Annotated in this window: 21 protein-coding genes; 14 read left to right on the forward strand and 7 right to left on the reverse strand. The window is 63.2% G+C overall.

The annotated features are described in order from the left end of the window. Positions 1-178 precede the first annotated feature (178 nt). The 9 genes from AC1TQG_RS10000 (at position 179) to AC1TQG_RS10040 (ending at position 15,549) form a co-directional block, all read left to right on the forward strand. On the forward strand, positions 179-1,156 hold the full coding sequence (locus AC1TQG_RS10000) for an alpha/beta hydrolase (protein WP_482136766.1): 978 nt from the start codon (positions 179-181) through the stop codon (positions 1,154-1,156). A 223-nt stretch (positions 1,157-1,379) separates the two neighbouring features. After that, positions 1,380-3,233: an alpha/beta hydrolase-fold protein gene (locus AC1TQG_RS10005; protein ID WP_482136767.1), complete on the forward strand. Its 1,854-nt coding sequence runs from the start codon at positions 1,380-1,382 to the stop codon at positions 3,231-3,233. A gap of 94 nt (positions 3,234-3,327) precedes the next feature. Further along, the gene (locus tag AC1TQG_RS10010) at positions 3,328-3,867 is read left to right on the forward strand and encodes a DUF732 domain-containing protein (protein WP_482136768.1); all 540 of its coding nucleotides are present in this window, start codon (positions 3,328-3,330) and stop codon (positions 3,865-3,867) included. 13 nt (positions 3,868-3,880) lie between these two features. After that, a complete protein-coding gene (locus AC1TQG_RS10015; protein WP_482136769.1) occupies positions 3,881-4,855 on the forward strand; it encodes a cutinase family protein in 975 nt (324 codons plus the stop codon). 123 nt (positions 4,856-4,978) lie between these two features. After that, positions 4,979-5,974 (forward strand): LLM class F420-dependent oxidoreductase, encoded by a 996-nt coding sequence (locus tag AC1TQG_RS10020; RefSeq protein WP_482136770.1) that lies wholly within the window; start codon positions 4,979-4,981, stop codon positions 5,972-5,974. A gap of 290 nt (positions 5,975-6,264) precedes the next feature. After that, complete coding sequence (fadD32, locus tag AC1TQG_RS10025; RefSeq protein ID WP_482136771.1) at positions 6,265-8,163, forward strand: long-chain-fatty-acid--AMP ligase FadD32; 1,899 nt, start codon at positions 6,265-6,267, stop codon at positions 8,161-8,163. A 13-nt stretch (positions 8,164-8,176) separates the two neighbouring features. Continuing rightward, positions 8,177-13,495, forward strand: coding sequence for a polyketide synthase Pks13 (gene pks13 / locus AC1TQG_RS10030; RefSeq protein ID WP_482136772.1), 5,319 nt, complete (start codon positions 8,177-8,179; stop codon positions 13,493-13,495). Then, positions 13,488-15,038 (forward strand): acyl-CoA carboxylase subunit beta, encoded by a 1,551-nt coding sequence (locus AC1TQG_RS10035; protein WP_482136773.1) that lies wholly within the window; start codon positions 13,488-13,490, stop codon positions 15,036-15,038. The genes pks13 and AC1TQG_RS10035 overlap by 8 nt, the downstream gene beginning before the upstream one ends. Positions 15,039-15,120: 82 nt before the next feature. Next, positions 15,121-15,549, forward strand: coding sequence for a DUF6632 domain-containing protein (locus AC1TQG_RS10040; RefSeq protein WP_482136774.1), 429 nt, complete (start codon positions 15,121-15,123; stop codon positions 15,547-15,549). Here the strand turns inward: AC1TQG_RS10040 and AC1TQG_RS10045 are convergent. Further along, complete coding sequence (locus AC1TQG_RS10045; RefSeq protein WP_482136775.1) at positions 15,500-15,898, reverse strand: VOC family protein; 399 nt, start codon at positions 15,896-15,898, stop codon at positions 15,500-15,502. The genes AC1TQG_RS10040 and AC1TQG_RS10045 overlap by 50 nt on opposite strands. Before the next feature lie 215 nt (positions 15,899-16,113). Here AC1TQG_RS10045 and AC1TQG_RS10050 point away from each other — a divergent pair, with 215 nt between their 5' ends. From AC1TQG_RS10050 to AC1TQG_RS10065, 4 genes are all read left to right on the forward strand, one after another. Further along, positions 16,114-16,470: a DoxX family protein gene (locus tag AC1TQG_RS10050; protein ID WP_482136776.1), complete on the forward strand. Its 357-nt coding sequence runs from the start codon at positions 16,114-16,116 to the stop codon at positions 16,468-16,470. A 177-nt stretch (positions 16,471-16,647) separates the two neighbouring features. Beyond that, on the forward strand, positions 16,648-17,928 hold the full coding sequence (locus AC1TQG_RS10055) for an HNH endonuclease signature motif containing protein (RefSeq protein ID WP_482136777.1): 1,281 nt from the start codon (positions 16,648-16,650) through the stop codon (positions 17,926-17,928). A gap of 174 nt (positions 17,929-18,102) precedes the next feature. Continuing rightward, complete coding sequence (locus tag AC1TQG_RS10060) at positions 18,103-19,071, forward strand: quinone oxidoreductase family protein (protein WP_482136778.1); 969 nt, start codon at positions 18,103-18,105, stop codon at positions 19,069-19,071. A gap of 16 nt (positions 19,072-19,087) precedes the next feature. Further along, positions 19,088-19,597, forward strand: a complete 510-nt coding sequence (locus AC1TQG_RS10065) for an alpha/beta hydrolase (RefSeq protein WP_482137311.1) — start codon at positions 19,088-19,090, stop codon at positions 19,595-19,597. Between the two features lie 8 nt (positions 19,598-19,605). Here AC1TQG_RS10065 and AC1TQG_RS10070 read toward each other — a convergent pair whose 3' ends face one another. The 4 genes from AC1TQG_RS10070 to AC1TQG_RS10085 form a co-directional block, all read right to left on the reverse strand. Further along, positions 19,606-20,070: a flavodoxin family protein gene (locus AC1TQG_RS10070; RefSeq protein WP_482136779.1), complete on the reverse strand. Its 465-nt coding sequence runs from the start codon at positions 20,068-20,070 to the stop codon at positions 19,606-19,608. Between the two features lie 139 nt (positions 20,071-20,209). Further along, a complete protein-coding gene (locus AC1TQG_RS10075) occupies positions 20,210-20,818 on the reverse strand; it encodes an energy-coupling factor transporter transmembrane component T family protein (RefSeq protein ID WP_482136780.1) in 609 nt (202 codons plus the stop codon). Continuing rightward, positions 20,815-21,495: an energy-coupling factor ABC transporter ATP-binding protein gene (locus tag AC1TQG_RS10080; protein WP_482136781.1), complete on the reverse strand. Its 681-nt coding sequence runs from the start codon at positions 21,493-21,495 to the stop codon at positions 20,815-20,817. The genes AC1TQG_RS10075 and AC1TQG_RS10080 overlap by 4 nt, the downstream gene beginning before the upstream one ends. Continuing rightward, on the reverse strand, positions 21,495-22,097 hold the full coding sequence (locus AC1TQG_RS10085; protein ID WP_482137312.1) for a biotin transporter BioY: 603 nt from the start codon (positions 22,095-22,097) through the stop codon (positions 21,495-21,497). Before AC1TQG_RS10085 ends, AC1TQG_RS10080 begins: the two co-directional genes overlap by 1 nt. A 178-nt stretch (positions 22,098-22,275) precedes the next feature. Here AC1TQG_RS10085 and AC1TQG_RS10090 point away from each other — a divergent pair, with 178 nt between their 5' ends. Next, the gene (locus tag AC1TQG_RS10090) at positions 22,276-22,635 is read left to right on the forward strand and encodes an Rv2640c family ArsR-like transcriptional regulator (protein WP_482136782.1); all 360 of its coding nucleotides are present in this window, start codon (positions 22,276-22,278) and stop codon (positions 22,633-22,635) included. A gap of 7 nt (positions 22,636-22,642) precedes the next feature. On the opposite strand, the gene AC1TQG_RS10095 is transcribed toward AC1TQG_RS10090, so the two are convergent. Beyond that, the gene (locus AC1TQG_RS10095; RefSeq protein WP_482136783.1) at positions 22,643-23,140 is read right to left on the reverse strand and encodes a hypothetical protein; all 498 of its coding nucleotides are present in this window, start codon (positions 23,138-23,140) and stop codon (positions 22,643-22,645) included. A gap of 21 nt (positions 23,141-23,161) precedes the next feature. Further along, positions 23,162-23,647, reverse strand: coding sequence for an Lrp/AsnC family transcriptional regulator (locus AC1TQG_RS10100; RefSeq protein ID WP_482136784.1), 486 nt, complete (start codon positions 23,645-23,647; stop codon positions 23,162-23,164). Positions 23,648-23,756: the final 109 nt, after the last annotated feature.

Raw genomic sequence — 23,756 nt, forward strand, 5'->3', positions numbered from 1 at the left:
TTGTCAGGCCGGGGCCTATCCAATAGGCTCCGTTCGTTGCCGGAGTGCGAGACCCATGTGTCGCCAAGCTGTGTAGCAGCTGAGGGGCCTGGTGGTCCACCGGAGTGCTCGTGGCCGATGATTTCCAAGGCACCCCAGCCGATGGCTGCGGTGCTGGACAGAAAGAGAGTTACATTCGATGCGCGTACGCAGACCTTTCGGGCGAGCGGGATTCGGTAAGCGATTCGTCGCTGCCTTCGCCGCAGTGGCGACCATCTCCGGAGTCGGCGTTGTCGCCGGTACCGGAACCGCCGCCGCCTGGGGCACCGGATCAGGCTTTTCGCAGTGGTATGCGGACGGATGCGGTATGCCCGGTGCAGTGAAGGTCCGGTCGTGGACCAAGCCCGGCAACTACAAGACCGTTGTCATGCTCGATGGCCTCCGCGCAACCAACGACGTCAGTGGCTGGGAGCACGAGACCAATATTCAGAACATGGTCGACCGTGGCGTCAACGTGGTCATGCCCATCGGTGGCGCCGCGAGCTTCTACAGCGACTGGAATGCGCCCAGCAACTTCAATGGCCAGGATTACGCCTACAAGTGGAACTGCGTGATCACGCGTTCGCTGGTGAACGGGATGGATGAGCGCGGACTGCGTGGACCCTCGGGTAAGTACGCAATCGCCGGAATCTCGATGGGCGGCAACGCGGCCCTGGTCGTCGCCGCGAACAACAAGCAGAACTACTCCCACGCCTTCTCGATGTCGGGCTACCTGAACCTCTCGGCGCCGGGTATGAAGTCGGCCATCCGTGTTGCACTCCTCGACGGCGACGGCGGACCGTGGAACGCCGACAGCATGTGGGGTCCGCCGTGGAGCACCCGCTGGTACGACAACGACCCGTTCGTGCAGATCACCAAGATGCAAGGTCTGAATGTTCGCGTCGGCTCCGGTACCGGTATCCCGGGTGTGCACAACGTCAACGAGAATTTGGTCAGCATCGTGCAGGGCGTGCCGCTCGAAACGCTTGCGCTGGCGCAGACCCGTGCGTTCGAGGTCCAAGCCTTCGTCAACCGCGTCAAGCTCACCACCGATTACCCGCTCCAGGGCACTCACGCGTGGGGTTATTGGCAGGACATGATGTGGCGCGCACTGAACGAGGGATGGTTCCGCGGATAGTTCGCCTGTGACCCTCTGGTCACAAAAATCACACCAGTAACAGGTGTGGCAACCTCAAAACCGAACGCCCTACGTGTATGAAACACGTAGGGCGTTCTGTTTTTTCTGCTCACCGGTATTCGGAGACGTAGCGAGACGGAGTTCGACCCGGTGTGCGAAGCAGGTGCGCAGCGGAGTTCCGCCAGAGATCTGGTTTTGATCGTGACTTGAGGAGTAGAGGTACATGCGGCAGAGATTTGTGCGCGGCGCAATGGGACTGATCGCCGGCGCAGTGGCAGTGTCCGCAGTGCTGGGAACATCGACCGCGGCCGCCGCGCCTGTCCATGCGGCTCCTGGGCCGGTGTACAGCGCTCCCGCTGTCGAAGTTCCGGGTGTCAAGATCACCAACACCTTCTGGTACTCCGACCGCCGCGTCGCGATGTGGGTCTACTCGCCCGCGATGGGCACCAACATCCAGGTGCAGTTGCTGCTGGCGCGGGACTGGAACTACCGGCCGTCGAACACGTTCCCGCAGATGTACATGCTGGACGGTCTGCGCGCGCAGGAAGACCAGAACGGCTGGATCATCAACACGAACGTCGAGGATTTCTACAAGGACAAGAACGTCAACGTCGTCCTGCCCGTCGGCGGTGAGTCCAGCTTCTATACCGATTGGCAAGAGCCGAACAACGGCAAGAATTACAAGTGGGAGACCTTCCTCACGAAGGAGCTGCCGCCGATCCTCGAGAAGCAATGGCGTTCGACGGATGTCAGGGGCGTCGAAGGGCTGTCCATGGGCGGTTCGGCGGCGATGATGCTCGCTGCGCGTAACCCCGGCTTCTTCAAGTTCGCCGCGTCGTTCTCCGGCATCCTTCAGCTCAGCTCGTTCGGTATGCCGCAGGCCATCCAGTTCGCGGTGAACGATGCAGGCGGCTACGACGCCTCCAAGATGTTCGGGCCGCCGACCAATCCGGCTTGGAAAGAACATGACCCGTACGTGCTGGCCGAAAAACTGGCCGACACAAGTCTCTACGTGTCGTCGGGCAACGGGCTCGTCGGCCAGTACGACACCTTGTCGACGATCCCCGGCCTGGCCACCAACTACGCGGGTGTGGGACTCGAGGTGCTCTCGCGAGTGACCTCGCAGCAGTTCGCGAGCCGTCTGAACCAGCTCGGTATCCGTGCGCAAGCCGTCTACCGCGACTCGGGAACACATACCTGGCCGTACTGGCAGTTCGAGATGGAACAGGCATGGCCGCAGGCGGCCGGAGCTCTCGGACTTGCCGCCGATCGTCCGGCGTGCAGCACCAGTGGTGCGATCGCGCCGGTGTACAAGGCGAACAAGTCTTCACTCGGAGAATGCCTCACCCCGGAATACGACGTGCCCGGTGGCCGCGCTCAGGACTTCCGTGGCGGCCGGATCATCTGGTCGGCCAAGACCGGCGCCCAGGTTGTGGGCGGCGGCATCGGCGGAGCCTATGTGGCCGCAGGTGGTCCCGGTGGCTGGCTCGGATTCCCGACCAGTGGTGAACTGGCCACGCCGGACAAGGTGGGTCGCTTCAACCGCTTCCAGAACGGCAACATCTACTGGACCCGGACGACCGGTGCCCATGCTGTCGGTGGCGCGATTCTCGCCGACTGGGGCAAGAGTGGCTATGAACGCGGACCGCTGAAGTACCCGACCGGTGACGAGATCGACACCCCGGGTGGCAAGGGTCGCGTGCAGGCCTTCCAGATCGGTGCGTACTACTGGAATCCGGCCAATGGCGCGCATTCGGTGCAGGGCATGATCTTTGACAAGTACCTTGCGCTCGGTCACGAAGGTGGCTGGCTGGGTTTCCCGACCACCAATGAGATCGGTCTCAAGGCGGGCGGAAAGCTCAACGCATTCGACGGTGGCAACATCTACTGGACCCCGGCCAAGGGTGCCTTCGCGATCGCACCCGGACCGATCTTCGATGCGTGGGGCAAGGCCGGCTACGAGAACGGAAAGCTCGGCTACCCGATCAGCGACGAGGAGCCGATCACCGGCGGGACCAGGGTGCGTTTCGAGGGTGGTTCCATCGAGAACGTCAACGGCGTTGTCACGGTCAAATAATTCCCTCAGATCGTTTCGGTAGCCTGGCGGAGGCCTTCGGGCACCAGACCGCACAGACGACGCTCCCGCGAGGGGCGCCGGAGAAGGAAGTGACATGACAGGCAACATCATTCGGGCCGTGACCGTGGGCGCAGCACTGCTGATGACAGCAGCGCTGGCCACCGGATGTGGTGACGACGACTCGACCGCTTCGGCGCCCACCAGTGCGGTGAGCACCTCCAGCGGCCCGGTCAGCGCCACCAACAGTGCGGAGCCCTCACCGAGTGAGAGTGCCCCGTCGTCAGCAGTGACGTCGACACAGGTGACCAGCAAGGCACAGCCCGACGACACCGAGGGCCTGCCGGCAACCGGACCCGCTTCCGCGCAGGTTCCCGTCGGCGTCGACGCCGACGACAAGACGCAGGCGTACCTGGCCGAACTGAAGAAGCAGGGCGTCCAGATCCCGAACGACCCCGACAACGCGCTGGCGCTCAGTGCGGGCCAGACCGTCTGTGAAGGCAAGAAGCAGGGGACTCCGCCCGCGAGCGTCAAGATCTTCGTGGTGCCGATCGTCGGGTCGGGTACGACTGATGAGGCCAAGGCCAACTCGGACGCCGACAAGGTGATCAAGGCCGCCGAGTCGAAGCTCTGCTGACCGGCCGACTTCGATGACACCCAAGAAACGCAAGCGGGGCAAACTGCTGCTCTTCGCCATCCTCGGTCTGGCGATACTGAGCATTATCGCGGTCATCCTCGTGGTGATCCTGATCATCAACCTGCTCAAGCCGGAACCCGTTGGGCCGGAAGGCCCGACGAAGACCCAGACGAGTTCGGTGCCGCGTCCCACGGCGCAACCGGCCGATTGTCCCGATGTGCAGGTGATCTCGGTCCCGGGCACATGGGAGTCGGCGAGTGACGACGACGCCTATAACCCGACCGCGAATCCGCAGTCGTTGATGCTCAAGGTTTCTGGACCGCTGTCGAATGAATTCGATGCGTCACGTGCGGACGTCTACACCGTGCCTTACGTCGCGCAGTTCCGGAATCCGACGAACCTGCAGGACCGGCAGGCCGACTACAACGTCTCGCGCGCCGAGGGTACGCAGAAGACCCGGGCGAAAATCGCGGAGGTCAATGAGCAGTGCCCGTTGACCAGCTTTGTGCTGATGGGCTTTTCGCAGGGTGCGGTGATCGTGGGTGACATCGCCTCCGAGATCGGCAACGGCAATGGCCCCATCGCCCAGGACATGGTTCTCGGCGTCGGCCTGATCGCCGACGGTCGCAGGCAGCCCAACCAGGCGGAGAACGTCGGACCCAACCCGTCCGGGGTCGGGGCCGAGATCGCCCTCGACATCCTTCCGATCCCCGGCATCGATCTGACCGGTCCACGGCCCGGTGGTTTCGGTGAACTCACCGATCGCACGTACTCGCTGTGCGCGCCCGGCGATCTGATCTGTGACGCGCCGACGATTTCCAACCCCCTCGAAGGCATCAACAAGTTGATGGGGGCCATCAACAATCCGATACACGCGATGTACAACACAACGCAGTACTGGAGTGATGACGGTCAGCCCGCGACGGTCTGGATGACCGACTGGGCCCGCGGCGTGATCGACGACGCGCCGTTCCCCAAGCACGAGTAGCCCGTCCTGCCCTGTCCGGCCCATTTTGAACCGCCTGGCTGCGGAAGTAACGTGTGACGCCGAACCGCGCGGCGTCGGGTTGAGCCGATGGCCGCGGGCAATGCGTAATAGGTAGGAGAAGAGATGACTTCAGCTGCGGCGGACTCCGGTCTGCGCAAGTTCCGATTCGGAGCAGGCGGCGAGGGCAACCGTGACGAGGGTGGTGCCCGTAAGTTCGTCAAACTCGCGCAGACCGCCGAGGAGTACGGTTTCGACACCTTCGCGGTGCCGGATCACCTCGGTAACCAGGTCGGTCCGCTTGCGGCCCTTGGTGCCCTGAGCCAGGCCACCGACCGGATCCGCCTCGCGACCTCTGTGCTGGCCAATGGCTACCGTCATCCCGCGCTGCTGGCCAAGGAGGCCACCACCATCGACGTGCTGTCGAAGGGTCGCCTCGAGCTCGGTATCGGGGCGGGATGGATGAAAGAGGAGTTCGACAAGGCCGGCATCGAGTTCGAGTCGCCGGGTGTCCGAATTCGTCGTCTGGATGAGTCGTTGACCATTCTGGACGGCCTGTTGCGCGGCGAAGAGGTCAACTTCTCAGGTGAGTTCTACAACATCAAGGGGCTAGTCGGCAGCCCTCGGCCACGGCAGGGCCCGCGGCCTCCGATCGCGGTCGGTGGTGGTGGTCCGAAGATGCTGGCGCTGGCCGCCAAGCACGCCGACATCATCTCTGTGGCGACCGGCACCACCGCAGAAGGCAAGCTCCGGCTCTCGGATATGACGATGCAGAAAACAGTCGAGCGGGTGGACCGGATCCGGCAGGCGGCCGGTGAGCGCTTCAACGAGATCGAGCTGAACTGGACTATCGCCACGATTGTCATCACAGACGATCGCGAGGCCACCGCAGAAATGGCCCTGGCTGCCCTTGACCAGGGATATCCGCCGAACATCGAGATGGATGCCAAGCTCTCGGTCGAGGACATCCTGGAGTCGCCGTACCTGGCTTTCGGCTCGTTCGAGCAGATCGCCGATCAGATCCGTGAGGTACGCCGTCGCACCACGATGTCGTACGTCGGAGTTTTCCCGACTCAGATGGACGCGTTCGCGCCCATCATCCCGCTTCTCAAAGGAGAGTAGGGGCGGCCCGCGCCGTAGTGGCGTAGGTTGTCTTTCGGCCATCCCGCGAAGGTGGGTGTCCCGGCGAGTGGTGTTCATGTGATGGGCACCGTCGCCGGTACGATGTGAAGGGTTTGGCTCGGGCCGACATGGCTTCGAGTCCTATTTGGCTTGACATGAAAAGTAGGGAACCCTGTTGAAGACGAATCCGAAGGTGGAGCTTGGCGACTGTGCCGAGATGACGCCGACGGCGGAGTGCGACAGCGGTGACCCGATTTGGGCCGGCGCCCCGGCCGCTATCAGGAGTGCGAATGAACAACGAGTTTGACCAGTTTTTGGACGAGAACGGCAATCTGTTCTTCACCGAAGACGCGACTCTGGTCGACTACGTGGAGCGCAATGTTGCCGAGCAGGCCGACACCCTGGCGTATCGATTCATGGACTACAGCCGTGAACGCGACGGCGAGGCCATCGATCTGACCTGGGCACAGTTCGGCAAGCGTCTGCGCGCCATCGCCGCGCGGCTGCAGCAGGTCACCCAGCCCGGTGACCGGGTGGCGATCCTTGCCCCGCAGTCGCTCGAGTACGTGATCGGTTTCTTCGGCGCGCTCTACGCGGGCAACATCGCAGTCCCGCTGTTCTCCCCGGATGAGCCCGGCCACACCGATCGGCTGACCGCGGTACTGGCCGACTGTAAGCCGTCCGCGATCTTGACCTCGACGAAGTCGGCCGAAGCGGTACGTGACTTCTTCAAGCCGCTGCCTGCCAAGGACCGTCCCCGCGTCATCGCCATCGACGCCGTCCCGGATTCGGTCGGAGAGACCTGGGTACGTCCGACCCCGAAGCTGCACGACACCGCGTACCTGCAGTACACCTCGGGTTCGACCCGGGTCCCGGCAGGCGTGATCATCACGTACGAGTCCGTTGCTGCGAATGCGCTGCAGATGATCGATGCGATCGAGTTCGACCACAACTCGCGTGGTGTGACCTGGCTGCCGATGTTCCACGATATGGGCCTGCTGACGGTGATCCTGCCGGCGCTGGGTGGCAAATACATCACGATCATGAGTCCGCAGGCGTTTGTGCGCCGCCCGGGTCGTTGGATCCAGGAGCTCGCGGCGATGGCCGACCGCGCCGACACCTTCGCTGCGGCGCCCAACTTCGCCTTCGAACATGCCGCCATGCGTGGCGTGCCGAAGGACGGCGAGAACATCGACCTGAGCAACGTCATCGGTCTGATCAACGGCAGCGAGCCGGTCACGGTCAGCTCGATGAAGAAGTTCAACGACGCGTTCGGCCCGTACGGACTCCCGAAGACGGCCATCAAGCCGTCGTACGGCATGGCCGAGGCCACGCTGTTCGTCTCGTCGACCAAGCGCGACAACGAGGCGAAGATCATCTATGTCGATCGCGATGAACTCAATCGTGGACAGTTCAAGCTGGTCGACCAGGACGCACAGGGTGCAGTCGCGCAGGTGTCGTGTGGGCAGGTCTCGGTGAGCCAGTGGGCCGTGATCGCCGATTCGGAGACCGCCACCGAACGTCCCGACGGACATGTCGGTGAGATCTGGTTGCACGGCATGAACATCGGTCACGGTTACTGGGGTCGTCCTGAAGAGACACAAGAGACCTTCAACAACGCGCTGAAGAACCCGTTGCCGGAGGGTAGCCACAGTGAGGGCGCTCCCGAGGGTGCCAAGTGGATGAAGACCGGCGACTACGGCGTCTGGCACGACAACGAGCTCTACATCACCGGACGCGTCAAGGATCTGGTGATCGTCGACGGCCGCAATCACTACCCGCAGGACCTCGAGTTCTCGGCCCAGGAGGCCAGTGCGGCGCTGCGTCCGGGATTCGTGGCGGCCTTTGCGGTACCGGCCAACGAGCTGCCGGAAGTGGTATTCGAGAACTCGGCAAGCGGATTGAAGTTCGACGGCGATGACGCATCTGAGCAATTGGTCATCGTGGGCGAGCGTGGGCCGGGCAAGAAGGTCGATCCACAGGAAGTGGCGGACACCGTCCGCGCCGCGATCGCACAGCGACACGGTGTGATGGCGCGCGACGTGTTGATGGTCCCGGCCGGCTCGATCCCGCGAACCTCCAGTGGCAAGATCGCCCGACGGGCATGTAAGGCGGCGTACATCGACGGGAGCCTCCGCGGTGGCTACCAGCAGACCGCGTTCCCCGACGCGCCGATTGAGAACCAATAGTTTGGAAACCCCGATGCCTGAACTGAATAGCGAGCCCGGCGCTTTGAACTCGGATGACAAATTGCCGGGCTCCAGTTTCGGGCCGGGAGACGGCTCGCATTCAGACGGTGACATTGACGTGTCGCCGGTGGGGTCGGACACCGATTCGGGTGCCGCACTCCATGATGACGAGAAGGCCGGGGACATGACGGTCTCGGAGCTGCGTGAGTGGCTGCGCGGCTGGGTCTCCGACACCACCGGGCTGCCGCTTGATCAGGTATCGGATGACCGGCCGATGGAAGAGTTCGGTCTGTCGTCGCGGGATGCGGTCGCGTTGTCGGGTGACATCGAGGACAAGACCGGTGTGATCCTGACGGCCACGGTTGCCTACCAGCATCCGACCATTGCGTCGTTGGCGAAGCGCATCATCGAGGGCGATCCTGATGAGGGTCTCGATGACGATGATGATGCCGAGCGTTATCAGCGGGTACGTGGCGCCGACGACGATATCGCCATCGTCGGTGTGGCAACGCGTTTTCCGAAGGCCGGGCACACACCGGAGTCGACGTGGGATCTGTTGATCAACGGGCGCGATGGTGTCGGTGGACTGCCGGAGGATCGCTGGACGGAGTTCAAGTCCGAACCGCGGATCGCGAAGATCCTGGCGGAGGCGAATCTCAACGGCGGCTACCTCGACGACGTCAAGGGCTTTGACGCCGATTTCTTCCAGATGTCGCCGCGCGAGGTCGAGATGGTCGATCCGCAGCAGCGCCTGGCGCTGGAGCTGACGTGGGAGGCGCTCGAGCACGCCCACATCCCGGCCAGCGACCTCAAGGGTGGTCAGGTCGGTGTCTTCATCGGCAGTTCCACCAACGATTACCAGATGCTTGCCGTCTCCGATCCGGAAGGCGCGGGCGAGACCGCCGCGTACGCCCTCACCGGAACATCCACTTCCATTGTGGCCGGACGGGTTTCGTACTACTTCGATTTCCGGGGGCCGTCGATTGCCCTCGATACCGCCTGCTCGTCGTCGCTGGTCGCGGTCCATCAGGCCGTGCGGAGCCTGCGATCCGGCGAGACGGATGTGGCGCTTGCCGGTGGCGTGAACATGCTCATCACCCCCGCTGCGACACTCGGCTTCGATTCGTTGGGCGTGCAGTCGAAAGATGGCCGGATCAAAGCCTTTTCGTCTGATGCCGACGGCATGATCCGTGCTGAGGGTGGCGGACTGGTCGTCCTCAAAAGGCTCTCCGATGCTCGCCGGGACGGCGACAAGGTGCTGGCCGTGGTCGCGGGCTCGGCGGTCAACTCCGATGGACGCTCCAACGGACTGCCCGCCCCGAACCCCGAGGCGCAGGTTCAGGTGCTGCGCAGTGCGTACACCGATGCCGCGATCAATCCGCGCGATGTCGACTACATCGAGGCCCACGGCACCGGAACGATCCTCGGTGATCCGATCGAGGCCGACGCGCTCGGCCGCGTGGTCGGTAAGGGTCGCGAGGCCGACAAGCCGGCTCTGCTCGGTTCGGTGAAGACCAACTTCGGTCACCTCGAAGCTGCCGCAGGCGCCGCCGGACTCATCAAAGTTGTTCTGGCGCTTGGCGAGAACAAACTGCCGCCGTCGCTGAACTACGCAGGCCCCAACCCGTACATCCAATTCGATGCGCTGCACCTGAACGTGATCCCGGAGGCCACCGATTGGCCGCGGTATTCGGGACACGCGGTGGCCGGTGTCTCCGGGTTCGGATTCGGCGGTACCAACGCGCACGTCGTGGTCCGGGAAGTCACTCCGGAAGATCTCGCGGAGCCCGTTGTCGAAGACGCTGAACCGGTTGCCGCACAGGCGATTGTCGACGACTTCCTCGATGATGACGACGAAGAATTCATGACCGAGGCCGAGCGTGCTGCGCTCGGTCAGTTGGCCGCGGCCACGAAGGTCGCGGAGACCGCGGTGGCGGAGGTCGATCCGACCGAGGGATTCGCCCCCTGTGCGGTCGAGGGTTCGGTTGTCCCGCTTGTTGTCTCAGGATTCGTACCGTCGCGCCGCCGCAAGGCCGCCGCCGATCTGGCCGACTGGCTGGAGACCGATGAGGCCAAGGGCACACCGCTGGCAGACATCGGCCGTACCCTGGCCCACCGCAACCACGGGCGTACGCGCTCGGTGGTGATGGCACGCAGCCACGAAGATGCACTCAAGGGCATGCGCGCGATCGCCGACAGCAAGAACTCGCCCATCGTCTACACCTGTGACGCACCGGATCCGGCGTCTGCCGTCTGGTTGCTGTCCGGTTTCGGCTCGCAGCATCGCAAGATGGCCAAGCAGCTCTACACGGAGAACCCGATCTTCGCTGCGGCGGTCGACAAGGTCGACAAGCTGATCGAAGACGAACTCGGTTACTCGATCGTCGAGCAGTTCCTCGACGATTCGGTCAATTACGAGATCGAGACCTCACAGATCGGCATCTTCACCATCCAGATCGGCCTGGCCGAGTTGCTCCGACATCACGGCGCCGATGCCGGTGTGGTGGTCGGACATTCGATGGGTGAAGCGGCAGGCGCCTACATCACCGGCGGATTGTCGCTGGGTGATGCCGTGCGCGTCATCTGCCAGCGTTCGCGCCTGATGGGTGAGGCCGAGGCGACGCTGACCGGCGACAACATCCGGCTGATGGCACTGGTGGAGTACAGCGCCGATGACATCACCGACGTGCTCGCCGACTACCCGGATCTTGAGATCTGCGTCTATGCCGCGCCGACCCACACCGTGATCGGTGGACCGGAGTCCCAGGTGGACGCCATCGTCGCGCGCGCCGAAAGCGAAGGAAAACTCGGCCGCAAACTGGCGACCAAGGGTGCGAGCCACACGTCCCAGACCGACCCGCTGCTCGGCGAACTCGCGTACGAGCTCACCGGAATCGAGCCGATGTCGCCGAAGATCGGCTTCTACAGCTCGGTGGACCGCGAAGAGTTCTACCGCCCGGGCAGCGACCCGGTGCACGCCGTCGAATACTGGACCAAGGGGCTGCGGCACAGTGTCTGGTTCTCCCAGGCCGTGTCGAAAGCTGTTGAGAACGGCCACACCACGTTTGTGGAGCTGGCACCGAACCCAGCTGTTCTGATCTCCGTCGCCGCAGTGACCTTCGGTGCCGGTATCCACGATGCCGAACTGATCGAAACGCTGCGTCGCAAAGAAGACGAGAGCTACGGCGTGATCAATGCGCTGATGAAGCTCTACGTGCACGGGCATCCGGTGGATGTCGGAACCCTGTTCGGACAAGGCGACTTCGCCGCCATCCCGCGGACCCGCTTCGAGCGCAAGCCCTACTGGCTGACCGCGTCGATTTCCGGCGGTTCCGGTGAGGGTCGTATCCCCGGCTCGCACGTTGCGCTACCCGATGGCCGCCACGTCTGGCAGGTCTCGGCGTCGGCCGCAACCGATCTGACCGAGCTGGTGAAAGCTGCTGCTGACCAAGTGCTTTCCGACGTGAAGGTCACCGCGGTGGTGCCTTACGGCGAGCCCGTGGGAGCAACGACTCTGACCACCACGCTCGCACCGCATCCCGGTGGTGCCGGACTGCAGGTCCATGCCGCCGAGGGCACGTCATTCCGATTGTTGCTCGATGCAGTGGTCACCTCCGGTGCGTCTGTCGCGCCGCCGGTGCCTGCACTGTCGAATGCGGCCGACGCTGCAAAGAACTCGGGCTTCGTCGACAACACCGTTGTCACCGACCCCGAGGTCAGTGACGAGATCGGGGCCCGCTGGGATCCGAACTCCGGTGAGAGCATTGATGATCGGCTGGCCCACATCGTGGCCGAGTCGATGGGTTACGAGGCCGAGGATCTACCCCGCGAGATTCCGCTGATCGAGTTGGGTCTCGATTCGCTGATGGCGATGCGGATCAAGAACCGCGCCGAGTGGGAGTTCGACATCCCGCAACTGCAACTGCAGGCGATGCGTGAGGCCAACCTGCAAGATGTGGTCAAGTTCGTCACCTACGCCGTCGAACATCGCGAAGAAGTGCAGGCGCTCGCCGCTCAGGCCGAAGGGCAGGGCGAACTCGACACTGCCGCACTGGCTGAGCTCATCAACTCCGACCCGTCGGAGAGCGAAACCGAACCACAGCCCGAACCCGAGCCACAGCCAGAGCCTGAATCCAAGGTTGCTCCGGTGACGGTGTCCCCGCAGGCCGCGCCTGCCGCAGCTGTTACTCAACCCGCAGCAGCCGCACCGGCGAACCTGAAGAGTCAGGCCGAAGTTGCTGCCGCTGCCGGCGCCGATGTGCCGCCGCGAGATGCCGCCGAGCGCCTGACATTTGGTGTGTGGGCTGTGGTCACGGGCAAGTCGGCCGGTGGAATCTTCAATCCGCTGCCGGTGCTCGACGACGAGACCGCCGAGAAGCTGACCGCGCGTCTGTCCGAACGGGCAGGCGGTGAGCTCGACGTCGAGGATGTCATCGACGCCGAGAACATCGAGACGATGTCGAATTACGTGCGCGAGCACCTCGAAGGTGGCCTGGTCGACGGATTCGTCCGGTACCTGCGGACTCCCGAAAAGACCGACCGTAAACCGGTTCTGGTGTTCCACCCGGCGGGTGGATCGACTGCGGCCTACGAACAGTTGCTCAAGAAGCTCCCTGAAGATGTGCCCGTGATCGGTTTCGATCGTGTCGAGGGCACTATCGAAGAGCGCGTCAAGCAGTACTACCCGAAGCTCAAAGAGGTTCAGCCCGAGGGGCCGTACACGCTCGTGGGCTGGTCGCTCGGTGGAGCGCTTGCCTATGGTTGCGCGCAGATGCTGGTCGAGCAGGGCAACGAGGTCGCATTTGTGGGCCTGATCGACGTGGTCCGCCCGTCTGAGCCGATCCTCGATACCCCGGAAGCCAAGCGTGCCCGGCTGGAGCGTTACTACGACTTCGCCAAGCGCACATACGGTCTCGACGATGCGCCGTTGCCGATGGACCGCCTGGTGGATGCCGACGATGAGGGCCAGTTCCGCATCATCATGGAGATGCTTTCGATGAGTGACGCCAAGATCCCCGGCGGCATCATCGAGCATCAGCGCACCAGCTTCCTCGACAACCGTGCTCTGACAACCGTCGAGCCGACACGATTCGACGGCAAGGTTGTGCTCTACCGCGCCGACCGGATGCACGAAGGTGCAATCGATCTCGAGCCGCAGTGGGCGCACATCGACGAGGACGGGCGATGGGGCGAGGTCGTGGACGACCTCGAGATCATCCACGTCGGCGGCGACCACCTCTCGATCGTCGATGAGCCTTACATCGGAAAAATTGGTGCCGATCTGACCACTCGGTTGGACGAGCTCTCGCAGGAAAGTGACAAGAGTGACTGACACGACCGCAGGCAAACTCAAAGAACTCCGCGAAAAGCTCGAGGCTGCAAAAGAACCCGGTGGGGAGCGGGCTGTCGCCAAGCGGGCAGCGAAGGGGATCGGCTCGCCGCGTGACCGGTTGAACATGCTGTTCGATCCGGGCACGTTCGTGGAGATCGGTCAGCTGGCCAAGATGCCGGGTGCCGCCGAGAGCGGATACGGCGACGGTGTCGTCACCGGCCACGGAATGGTCAACGGCCGTCCGGTGGCAGCCTTTTCGCACGATCAAGCCGTGTTCGGCGGAACAGTCGGTGAGATGTTCGGCCGCAAGGTGGCGGCGATCATGGAGTGGGCGGCCAAAGTTGGTTGCCCCATGGTCGGCATCAACGACTCGGCAGGCGCTCGCATTCAGGACGCGGTCACCTCGCTGGCCTGGTACGCCGAGATGGGTCGTCGTAGCGACCTCTTGTCCGGCATGGCCCCGCAGGTCTCGGTCATCCTCGGGAAGTGCGCCGGTGGTGCTGTCTACAGCCCGGCCAACACCGACATCCTGGTGGGCGTCAAAGACCAGAGCTTCATGTTTGTCACCGGTCCAGACGTGCTCAAACAGGTGACCGGCGAAGATGTTTCGCCCGAAGACCTGGGTGGCTCGTACAACCAGGCGGCGTGGGGCAACATCCATCACCTGGCCGACGACGAGCAGGGTGCCTTCGATTGGGTTCGCGAGTACCTCGAGTACATGCCGTCGACCTGCTACGAGCGCGCGCCGATCATCAATCCGGGCATGGAGCCCGAGGTCACCGACAGCGACCTATCGCTCAACACCTTCCTGCCCGATAGCGATAACGCCAGCTATGACATCCGCGACATCATCATGAGGGTGTTCGATGACGGTGCGTTCCATGAGGTTGCCGACCTGTTCGCGCCCAACATCGTCACCGGTTTCGCCCGTATCGATGGAACCTCGGTGGGTGTTGTCGCCAACCAGCCCAACGTGTTGTCCGGTGTGCTCGACACGGATTCGTCGGAGAAGGCCGCTCGCTTCGTGCGGATCTGCAACGCCTACAACATTCCGCTGATCTTCTTGGTTGATACACCAGGCATCCTGCCCGGTCTGGAAGAGGAGCGTAAGGGCACGATCCGCCGGTCGGGTCGATTCCTCTACGCCTACGTCGAAGCCGACGTACCGAAGATCACCGTGGTGCTGCGCAAGGCCTACGGCGGTGCGTACGCGGTGATGGGCAGCAAGCAGCTCGGCGCCGACCTCAACTTTGCGTGGCCGACGGCCAAGATCGCGGTGATGGGTGCGGAGTCGGCGGCTGCGGTCCTGACGCGCAAGCAAACCGAGAACGCCACGCCGGAAGACGCCGCGAAGATCCGTAAGGACTTCATCGACTTCTACAACACCGCCATGGCCACGCCGTACCTGGCGGCCGAACGCGGATACATCGACGCTGTCATCGAGCCGGCCAACACCCGCCTCGAACTCCGGCGGGCGTTGGCGCAGCTCAAGGACAAGCAGGTTCTGCGGACACCGCGCAAGCACTTCCTGATGCCGATCTGACGTTTCCGATCGCGCCTGCAACTCCGGCCGCTCGACGTACTGTGATTCCACGATCGCCTTCCCATACGTCGTGGAGTGCGCAATGGAATCGTCTTACAGTTACAAACTGCTTCGGATCGCGCTGGTCGTCTTCGGCACGGTGATGGTTTTGCTCTATCCGCTGGCGCAGGTGTGGCCGTCGGGGTGGGCGTGGCATCACGGTGCTCCGCACGAGTCCGACTACTTCATGATGATCGTCGGCCTGTATGTGACGCTGGGCGTTTTCCTCTGGAACGCGGCCCGGCGTCCGGAGGCCAACGTCAGCCTGATCTGGTTCACGGTTTGTTCGAGCTTCGTCCACGCCGCGATCATGGCGGTGCAGTCCTTCGGCAGCGGCCACGACATGGGGCACCTGTGGGGAGATGTCGCGGCACTGCTTCTGGTCGCTGTCGTGTTGTCGGTTCTGTTGGTGTCAGCTGGGCTCAGTCGACGGGTTCACCCGACTGGACCCACTGCACCAGCTGCCAGATGATTCCGTTGGGATCGGAGAACTGGCAGTACCGCTCACCCCATGGTTCGGTTTCCGGTGCCGTGACGACCTGGGCGCCCGCGGCTTCGATCCGGGCGTATTCGGTGTCGATGTCTTCGACCTCGAACGCCAGCAACATGCCCTGACCTGCGGCGCCGGCTATCGATGCCGGCTTGAACGTCTCCAAGCCTGTTTTCAGGAAGATCATGTTGAATCCCGCGTCCGGGTGAGCCAGCGAGACGAACCCGTCGGCGGACATCGCCTCTGTGAACCCGAAGTGATCCTGCGCAAACGACGCGGAGGCCTTGATGTCGTCGACATTGAGGGACAGTGCGGTGCCGGTGATTTTCACGGTGAGCCTTTCGGTTGCGGTCCAAAATAACATCGTATGGTGTACGAGGTTACCTGAACGATGGGATGTCGGTCGGTGAAACGAAAAGCGGTTCATGATTTGATGCCCGGTAGGACGCTGGTTGCTGGATACTCCGCCGCAGCGGTTGCGTCCGCGAATTATCCGTTGCCAACAGGCTGTGGGTCCCGGGCTCGGTCACCTAGATCGGAGATGGCGTGTTCATTGCCTTCGTCACGGTCACCGTTCTCGGTGTGCTGTTCAATGGTGCGGCCGCCGTCACCTATCTGATCGGCCATGAATACCCCAAAACCCAGGCGGACATGAAGGGCATTCCCCGGAAGTATGTGCCGGTCCTGGGTGTGTTGCTGGCGGCGGGCACAGTGGGACTGTTGGCGGGACTCGCTGTGCCACTGCTCGGAAATCTCGCCGCTGCCGGCCTCGTCCTGTATTTCATCGGCGCAATCGCAGCCCACCTGCGAGTGGGTTCCCGCGACATCGTGGGCGGGATCGTGTTTCTCGTAACCGCGGTCGCTGTCCTCACCCTGGGTCTGATCTACCACGGGCCCTGGTGACAGCGTTGTTGTGGCGCGGTCGTACCATTCGCCATCTCGCGATGAACTCGGCGTTGTCGGACCCCCTCGTTACACTGATGGGTCGCGAACCTGAGTGTCACGAAATATAGTGCAGTGCAACCGAATTAGTTCATTCGAAAGCTTGTGCGAACAGGGTTCGGGCCGTACTGTTGAGCCATGGAGTTCGGGGGAACGTTCGCCAGGTTGTCCGATCTGGCTGGGGATGCGGCTTTGGTCGCCGGTGATGATGCGCAGGTATCTTCACGAACGGTGGCAGTTATTCGACTCAATCATGTTGTGGAGCAGATACTTTTCCGTCTGGCCGGTGAACTCGATAAGCGTCGGATCGCGCAGAAGAAAGGCGTGGGGTCCACAGCCAAACTATTACGGGACGCAGGTGTCGCGCCGACCGTCGCGCACCGGTATGTGCGAGTAGGTAAGGCACTCAGCGGCATTCCGTCGATTGCCGATTATGGAATCGACGGACAACTATCCGGTGAGCACGTGGATGCGATTGTGAAGGGGCTCCATCATATTGAGCGTCGCAATCCAGACCTCCCGGCTACTGACCGGTCTGATTGTGAGCGCGGACTGCTAACCGAAGCGTTGATGGGGACGCCGGCGGCAGTATCGGTACGGGCACGGCATATGGCGTTGGTGTTGTCGCCGCCGGATAAAGAGATCCCGGACGCCGAAAACCATGATTTGAACGAGTTGTCATTCGGAACCGGCGATGACGGCCGCACCCACGGCACCCTCGATCTCGATAGTCTGCTCGGCGAAAAGCTGGCGGTGGCACTGGATCCACTGTGCAGGCCGGTACCTGAACCCGACGGCTCGCCGGATCCGCGGAGCACAGGCCAAATCCGGGCTGATGCTCTGGAACGATTGCTGGATTCGTATTTCGATCAGGAAGACCGGCCCACCCGGGGCGGGGCGAAACCACATGTGACGGTGACAGTCTCGCCGGAATATCTGCAACAACTGCAGCTGCGCGGTATCCCAGGTCCCACACCGCCGGCCATGGCGCCAAAATTCGAATGGACCGGCCCCGCCTCAGCACCCACCGCCCAGATGGTGGCCTGTGATTCGGTGATCACCAAGATCCTGCTCGACAGTGAGTCGGTGCCACTCGATGTCGGACGCGACCAACGCACCGTCACCCCCGCGATCCGCAAAGCGTTGATCGCCCGCGATCAGGGGTGTGCGTTCCCTGGATGTGGCTGCGCCGCGGTCTACACCGACGCCCATCACATCGACTTCTGGCGCAACGGCGGCACCACCAGCCTGACCAACATGGTCCTACTCTGCCGCCGACACCACCGCTACATCCACCACCACGGCTGGACCGTGTTCCTGGGCCACGACGGCCATCCGTGGTTCATCGCACCCGGCACCACCACCGAACTACGATCCCACGCCCGCCGCACCCTGACCACCGAACTCACCGCCGCATAAGACGGCGAGACACCACACCGCATGACCGAGCAACACAGGCTGAACCCTGTGTACTGCAAGACCTTTGACAACTTCATAGTGTGAGGCATTGGCGCCGATGCCCATATCGGGTGCCTCGCGACGTGAGCCGCGTACGCTGTGGGGCACATCGATACGCGAATCGAGGTGCGGCCCATGGCAACCATGCATGCCGCTGTCGTCACGTCGTTTGAGGAGCCTCCGCATTATCGGGAGTTCGAGGTTCCGGCGGTTCCTGGGCCGGATCATCAGCTTGTTGACGTCCTCGCTGTGGGACTGCATCCGCGAGTACGGTCGGGTGCTTCCGGAAAGCACTACACCAGCACCGGGGAATTGCCGATGATTCCGGGTGCCGACGGCGTCGGCAGGCTCCCCAGCGGTGGCACCGTCTTCTTTTTGGCCGATGGCAAGATGCCGGGGCCGATGGCAGAGAAGGCGGTGATCGATATGAGCCGCACGATCCGGCTGCCGTCCGACGCTGACATCCTGCAGGTTGCGGCCGGCATGAATCCGGCGATGTCATCCTGGGTGGCACTGCGCAGTCGGGTCTCGATGCAGCCGGGCAGCACGGTGATGGTCTTCGGGGCAACCGGCAATGCCGGTTCGATGGCCGTGCAGGTGGCCAAATTGCTCGGTGCCGCACGAGTGATTGCAGTTGCGCGCAACCGGTCTCGCCTCGAAGAGCTCAGGAGCCTCGGTGCCGACGTACTCGTTCCGCTGGCTGCGGATGGGGCCGAGGCCGGTGCCGAGATCGCCGCCGCCGGCGTGGACGTCGACATCGTCCTCGACTACCTCTGGGGTGCGCCCGCGCAGCAGACGATGACGCCGCTCATGATGGGTCGCGACGACCGCAGCAAAGCCCTCGACTGGATTCAGATCGGAGCAGTCGCGGGTGCGACCATCGAGCTTCCGTCGGCGATCCTTCGAGCGTCGAATCTTCGGATTCTCGGCAACGGTCAGGGTTCGGTTTCCCCAGCCGGATACATGGCAGAACTCCCGTCGCTCGTCGACGTGATCAGCACGGGAAAACTCGAGATCAGTGTCCGTGCTCAGCCGCTTGCGGAAGTCGAAAATGCTTGGGCGAACACTGACTCCAGCAGAACTCGGACTGTTCTGGTCCCGTGAGGAGTTGTTTGTGACGATGTGGCTTCGGTTCATCCACGGTGCAGGCGGCTATTTCGACGATCGTGAACTGGCAGACAGTCTCGGCGCGGCGGTCGGCGCCGCTGTGGACATGCCGCACATCCCCGAAGACGACATGTCGTTCGAGGTGTGGGCGGCCCCGGTGCGGCGCATGGTTTCCGCGACTGGTGCGGGGGATCTGTTGATCGCGCATTCCTTCGGCGCGTCGGTGCTACTCCGGGTGCTGGCCGAGGAAGCGCGACCGATCCCGTCCCGGGCGTCGCTGCTGGCGATGCCGGACTGGAGTCCGGCGGGATGGGACGTCGCGGAGTACGCGTTCGATGGACCTGAACCGGTTCAATCGATTTCGCTGCACCACTGCCACGACGATGAGGTGGTGCCGTTCGCTCATCTGGCGATGAACGCGGCGCGGCTACCCTCGGCTCGGGTCCACGAGCATCCCTCTGGTGGGCACCAGTTCCGCGGGGTGGTCGACACGATCGCCGCAGATGCTCTGGCTCGGTGGTGATCGCGGTATCAGGGAGCGTTGTTGAGTAGTTTCCTGGCGAAAGCCGTCGCGGCAGAGAGGTCATTGATGCTGGGGCGGTTCTTGTTGACTCCGCCGATCAGTTTGAACGGGCCCATCGTGTCAAGGCCTCGACACGAGAATGTGCCGGCGGTGCGGAACCCTTTGTCTTCCAGAAGGTTTGTGAAGTTTCGGAGGTAGGGGCGGAAAGGTGGCTGTGGTAGGCCGCTGGTGGCGAAGACAAACGCCTCACGACCCGTCATGTCGGGAAGTGCCTCCGCGCTTGTGATCAGTTGCGGATCGAGTGCCATCCAATAGACTCCCGAGCCGAATCCGATTCGATCGGCGGTGGCCAGTTCCGCGGGCGTCGCCTGTTCGGGACGAAGGATACGTGCGTCGAGCACGCCACCGATGGCTTCGGCGACTGCCCTGGTGTTCCCGTGCGATTTCGAAGAGCACACGATGATGGTCTTCACGGCTTTACTCCCTGTCTCGGGCCGAGTATGACCACCTGTGGGCTCATCGCGACTCCGGTGTCGACCGTTGGCAGGTGCCAACTTATGCCTGATCGGGCCTCAGCACAGCCGAATTGTGGCCGAGTTCATCTCGGTTGATCTACTGATCGAGCCCACGGGCCGACAGCGCATCGGCGAAGTGGTCGGCGGTGTGCAGTGCACCCAGAACCACCGGCACGGCAAGCCGATGGGGCATGAATTTCAAACCGCGTGCGCGACGGGCCTCGTCGACCTGGGTGACGAGTTCGACCATGAGGGGGATCGACCGAATCGCAAGGGCCAGAACCAAAGCCATCCGATCGGGTCGGAATCCGAATCGCTGCAGCGGCGTGAACATGCGGGTCAACGCGGCCAGCATGTCCATGGTGCGGGTGGTCAGTGAGACCGCGATGGCCAGGGCCACCGACAGGATCATGACGCCGCAGACGACCAGTGCTCGCTCCCAGGTGGCGAAGATGAGCTGAAAGGCGAAGATCATCAACACAACCCAGAACAGGGGCCGCAGCGAGGCCAGCACGACCCGCATCCGCAACCGGGCGACAACGAATACTGCGGCGACGAGGATGATCCCGAATGGCAGTCGCTCCGGGGTGTTGATCAGGGCGGTCATCGTGATAACCACAACACCAAGGGCAAGGAGTTTGAATCCTGCGGGCAGACGATGGATGGGCGAGTTCCCGGGTTGGTAGACGCCGAGTGCGTTGCTCATGCCATCAGCGTTCGATAGTGCGGGATGGCTTCCCCGGGAGGGCCGTCGGCGACAACGCGGCCGTCGTCGATCGCGATCACCCGGTCGAAATCTGACAGCAATTCGAGGTCGTGGCTGACCACGATCAGCTGTTGCTCAAGTCCGGCGAAGACGCCGCGGATCATCGCGCTGTTGCGGAGGTCGAGCAGCGTGGTGGGCTCGTCGGCCACGATGATCGACGGTTCGGTGACGAGTATCGACGCCAACGCCAACAACTGCTTCTGGCCGCCGGAGAGCTTCTGGGCGGGATGATCGGCGTGCCCGGCCAATCCGAATCGTGCGAGCACCACGCCGACCCGCTCGGCGACCTGCGCCTTCGACAGCTTCCCTCGCGACAGCGACAGCGCCACGTCTTCGCCGACGGTCGGCATGATGATCTGGCGGTCCGGATCGGTGAAGACGAACCCGACCTCTTTGCGGATCGCGCGGGTTTTGCGTCGGGTGTCGAGGCCGTTGACCTCGACGGTTCCGCTGGCGGGGATGACCAGACCGTTGATCATCCGGGCGAGCGTGGATTTCCCGCTGCCGTTGGACCCGACGATCCCGATCCGCCGCTGCGTCAACTCGAGGTCGACGTCGTGAAGTACCGCTCGATCTGCGTAGGCGTGGCTGACGCCTCGGAAGGTTATCCCCGTCATCACCGTCGCAGCAGACGCAGCGGAGTGATCAACCCCGGATATCCGCGATGGACCTGCCGGGCGACGAGTGCGGTGGCGGCGGCCTTGGCGAGGTCGCCGGTCACGTAGATGCCATTGGTGCTCAGTGCGGCCCACCACGTCATGTCGGCGCGGATCATCAGCCCGATAGTGCCGAAGAGGTAGATGACGCCGAGCCCGCCGATGACGTTGATGACAAATCCCGGGATGACCCGGTACTTGGGCATCATCGCGGCAGTCAGCAGGCCGATGACGACGACCGCGGGCAGCCACCCGATGAAGAATCCGGCAGTCGGGGAGGTCAGCGAGACGAGCCCGGTCCGGCCGCCGGCCAGGATGGGCAGTCCGCAGATGGCGAGCGCGCTGAAGATGAGGACCGCGAGCGCACCCTTACGCCAACCCAGGATGGCGCCGGCAAGCATCACGCCGAGCGTCTGCAGTGTGATCGGTACGCCGCTGCTGCCGAGCGTGATCGTTCCGGGTAAGCCCAACGCCGCGATGAGGGCCGCGAAAACAGCTGCCTGCGCGAGATCGCGCACGGTCAGACCGACAGCTATCCGGCGTGGTTGCCCGTCGACGGGCATGGTCATATCTGATGTCACGGTAATACCTCGTGCTGTGGGACGCCGGATGCTGCATCCGGGGTACGTCAGCTCCGAATGAATGCGATTTCGGTGGTGATACTACGGATCGGCGTGGTGTCCGGTTTTCTGACCGCCACCTTTTAGACATATGTCACGGAACAAGGTTACTGTGGAAACCATGCCCAAGGCGCTACCGGTCATCGACACCACCTCGCCGATCTGCTGCGCGCCCGTGTCCGCGGCCCCGGTGACAGATGACGACGCACTGGAGATCGCGCTCCGACTCAAGGCGCTGGCCGACCCCGTCCGGATCAAGTTGATGTCGATCCTGTTGACCGCCGACAGCGGTGAGGCGTGCACGTCGAATCTGGCCGCGCTGCTCGGATTGTCTGAGGCGACGGTCAGTCACCACCTCGGTCAGCTCAGGAAGGCGGGCATGGTGCAGTCGTCTCGGCGGGGCATGAATGTCTTCTACACCGCGCACCCGGATGCGTTGAACGCCCTGCGTGGTGTGCTCGATCCCGACTGTTGTCGATGAGCCCCGGTCAGACTTCGTCGTTGTCCTCATCGGGATGGCGGATGCTGCCGGCGAGCATCACTCCGACGGCGAACCCGGCGATAGGGAACAGGTAGGCCCAGCCGAATCCGACATCGGGTAGGTATCCCGTGTCGCCCTCGATGAGTTTGGCGTTGTGCGGGACCATCCACACGGTGCCGAGGATGGCAGCGCCCGCGAGTGTGCAGCCGACCACGGTCACGACGCTCAGCACCTCGCTGCGGGTCGCCGGGTTCGTGTCCCCCGTGAAATGGATGATCGCCCATCCGACAAGCCCCGCGAAGAACGCAAAGATCGGTGGGGTCAGCCAGATGACCAGGGGGATCTCGAGGGTGAGGTCTTTGCCGCTCGGAACGTGGACGGTCGATGTGCTCCCGGAAAAGTCGTTGGGCGTGATGAAATACCAGGCGATTACCGAGATCACCCCGATCCCGAATCCGAGGAGCGCGGACCGCAGCCAGATCGCAGTCGATAGTCGTGTCAGCATCGCCAACGAGTGTCGCAGCTATCAGCCGTCGGAGCCTTCGAAACGCTGTAGGAGCGGGTCGAGGCGGTAGTCCACGAGTCTGCGCATCACCAGCGACGTCATCGTTCGCTCGACGCCGTCGATGTCAAGCACCTGGCCGGCGATCCGATAGAGGTCATCGGCGTCCCGCGCGACCACCTGGACCAGCAGATCTGTTGCGCCGCTCAGTCCGTGGACCTCGACGACCTCGGGTATGGCGTCCAACGCCTTGCCGACCGCGGTCAATTCGCGCTGCACCACGCTGGTGAGGATGAACGCGGTCATCGGATAACCAAGCGCCGCCGGATCGATACGCCGCTCCACCGATCGCAGCGCACCGCTCGATTCCAGCTTCGCCAACCGGGACTGAACCGTGTTGCGCGACAACCCCGTCTGTTCGGCCAACGACAAGACGGTCGCCCGTGGCTCGGCGGCGAGGGCGCGGAGCACCTTCGCGTCGATCGGGTCGGCCTGGTGACCGCTGCTCATTGTGCCTCCGCTGAGAACCATCGAAACCGCCCTGGTGTGCAAAATGCATACTCTCATGGCCATTGCTTGCGCAGAAAGTCTGTGCGTGATGCAGTCAAGCAACATCTAT

Source organism: Williamsia sp. Y844 (assembly GCF_056786475.1).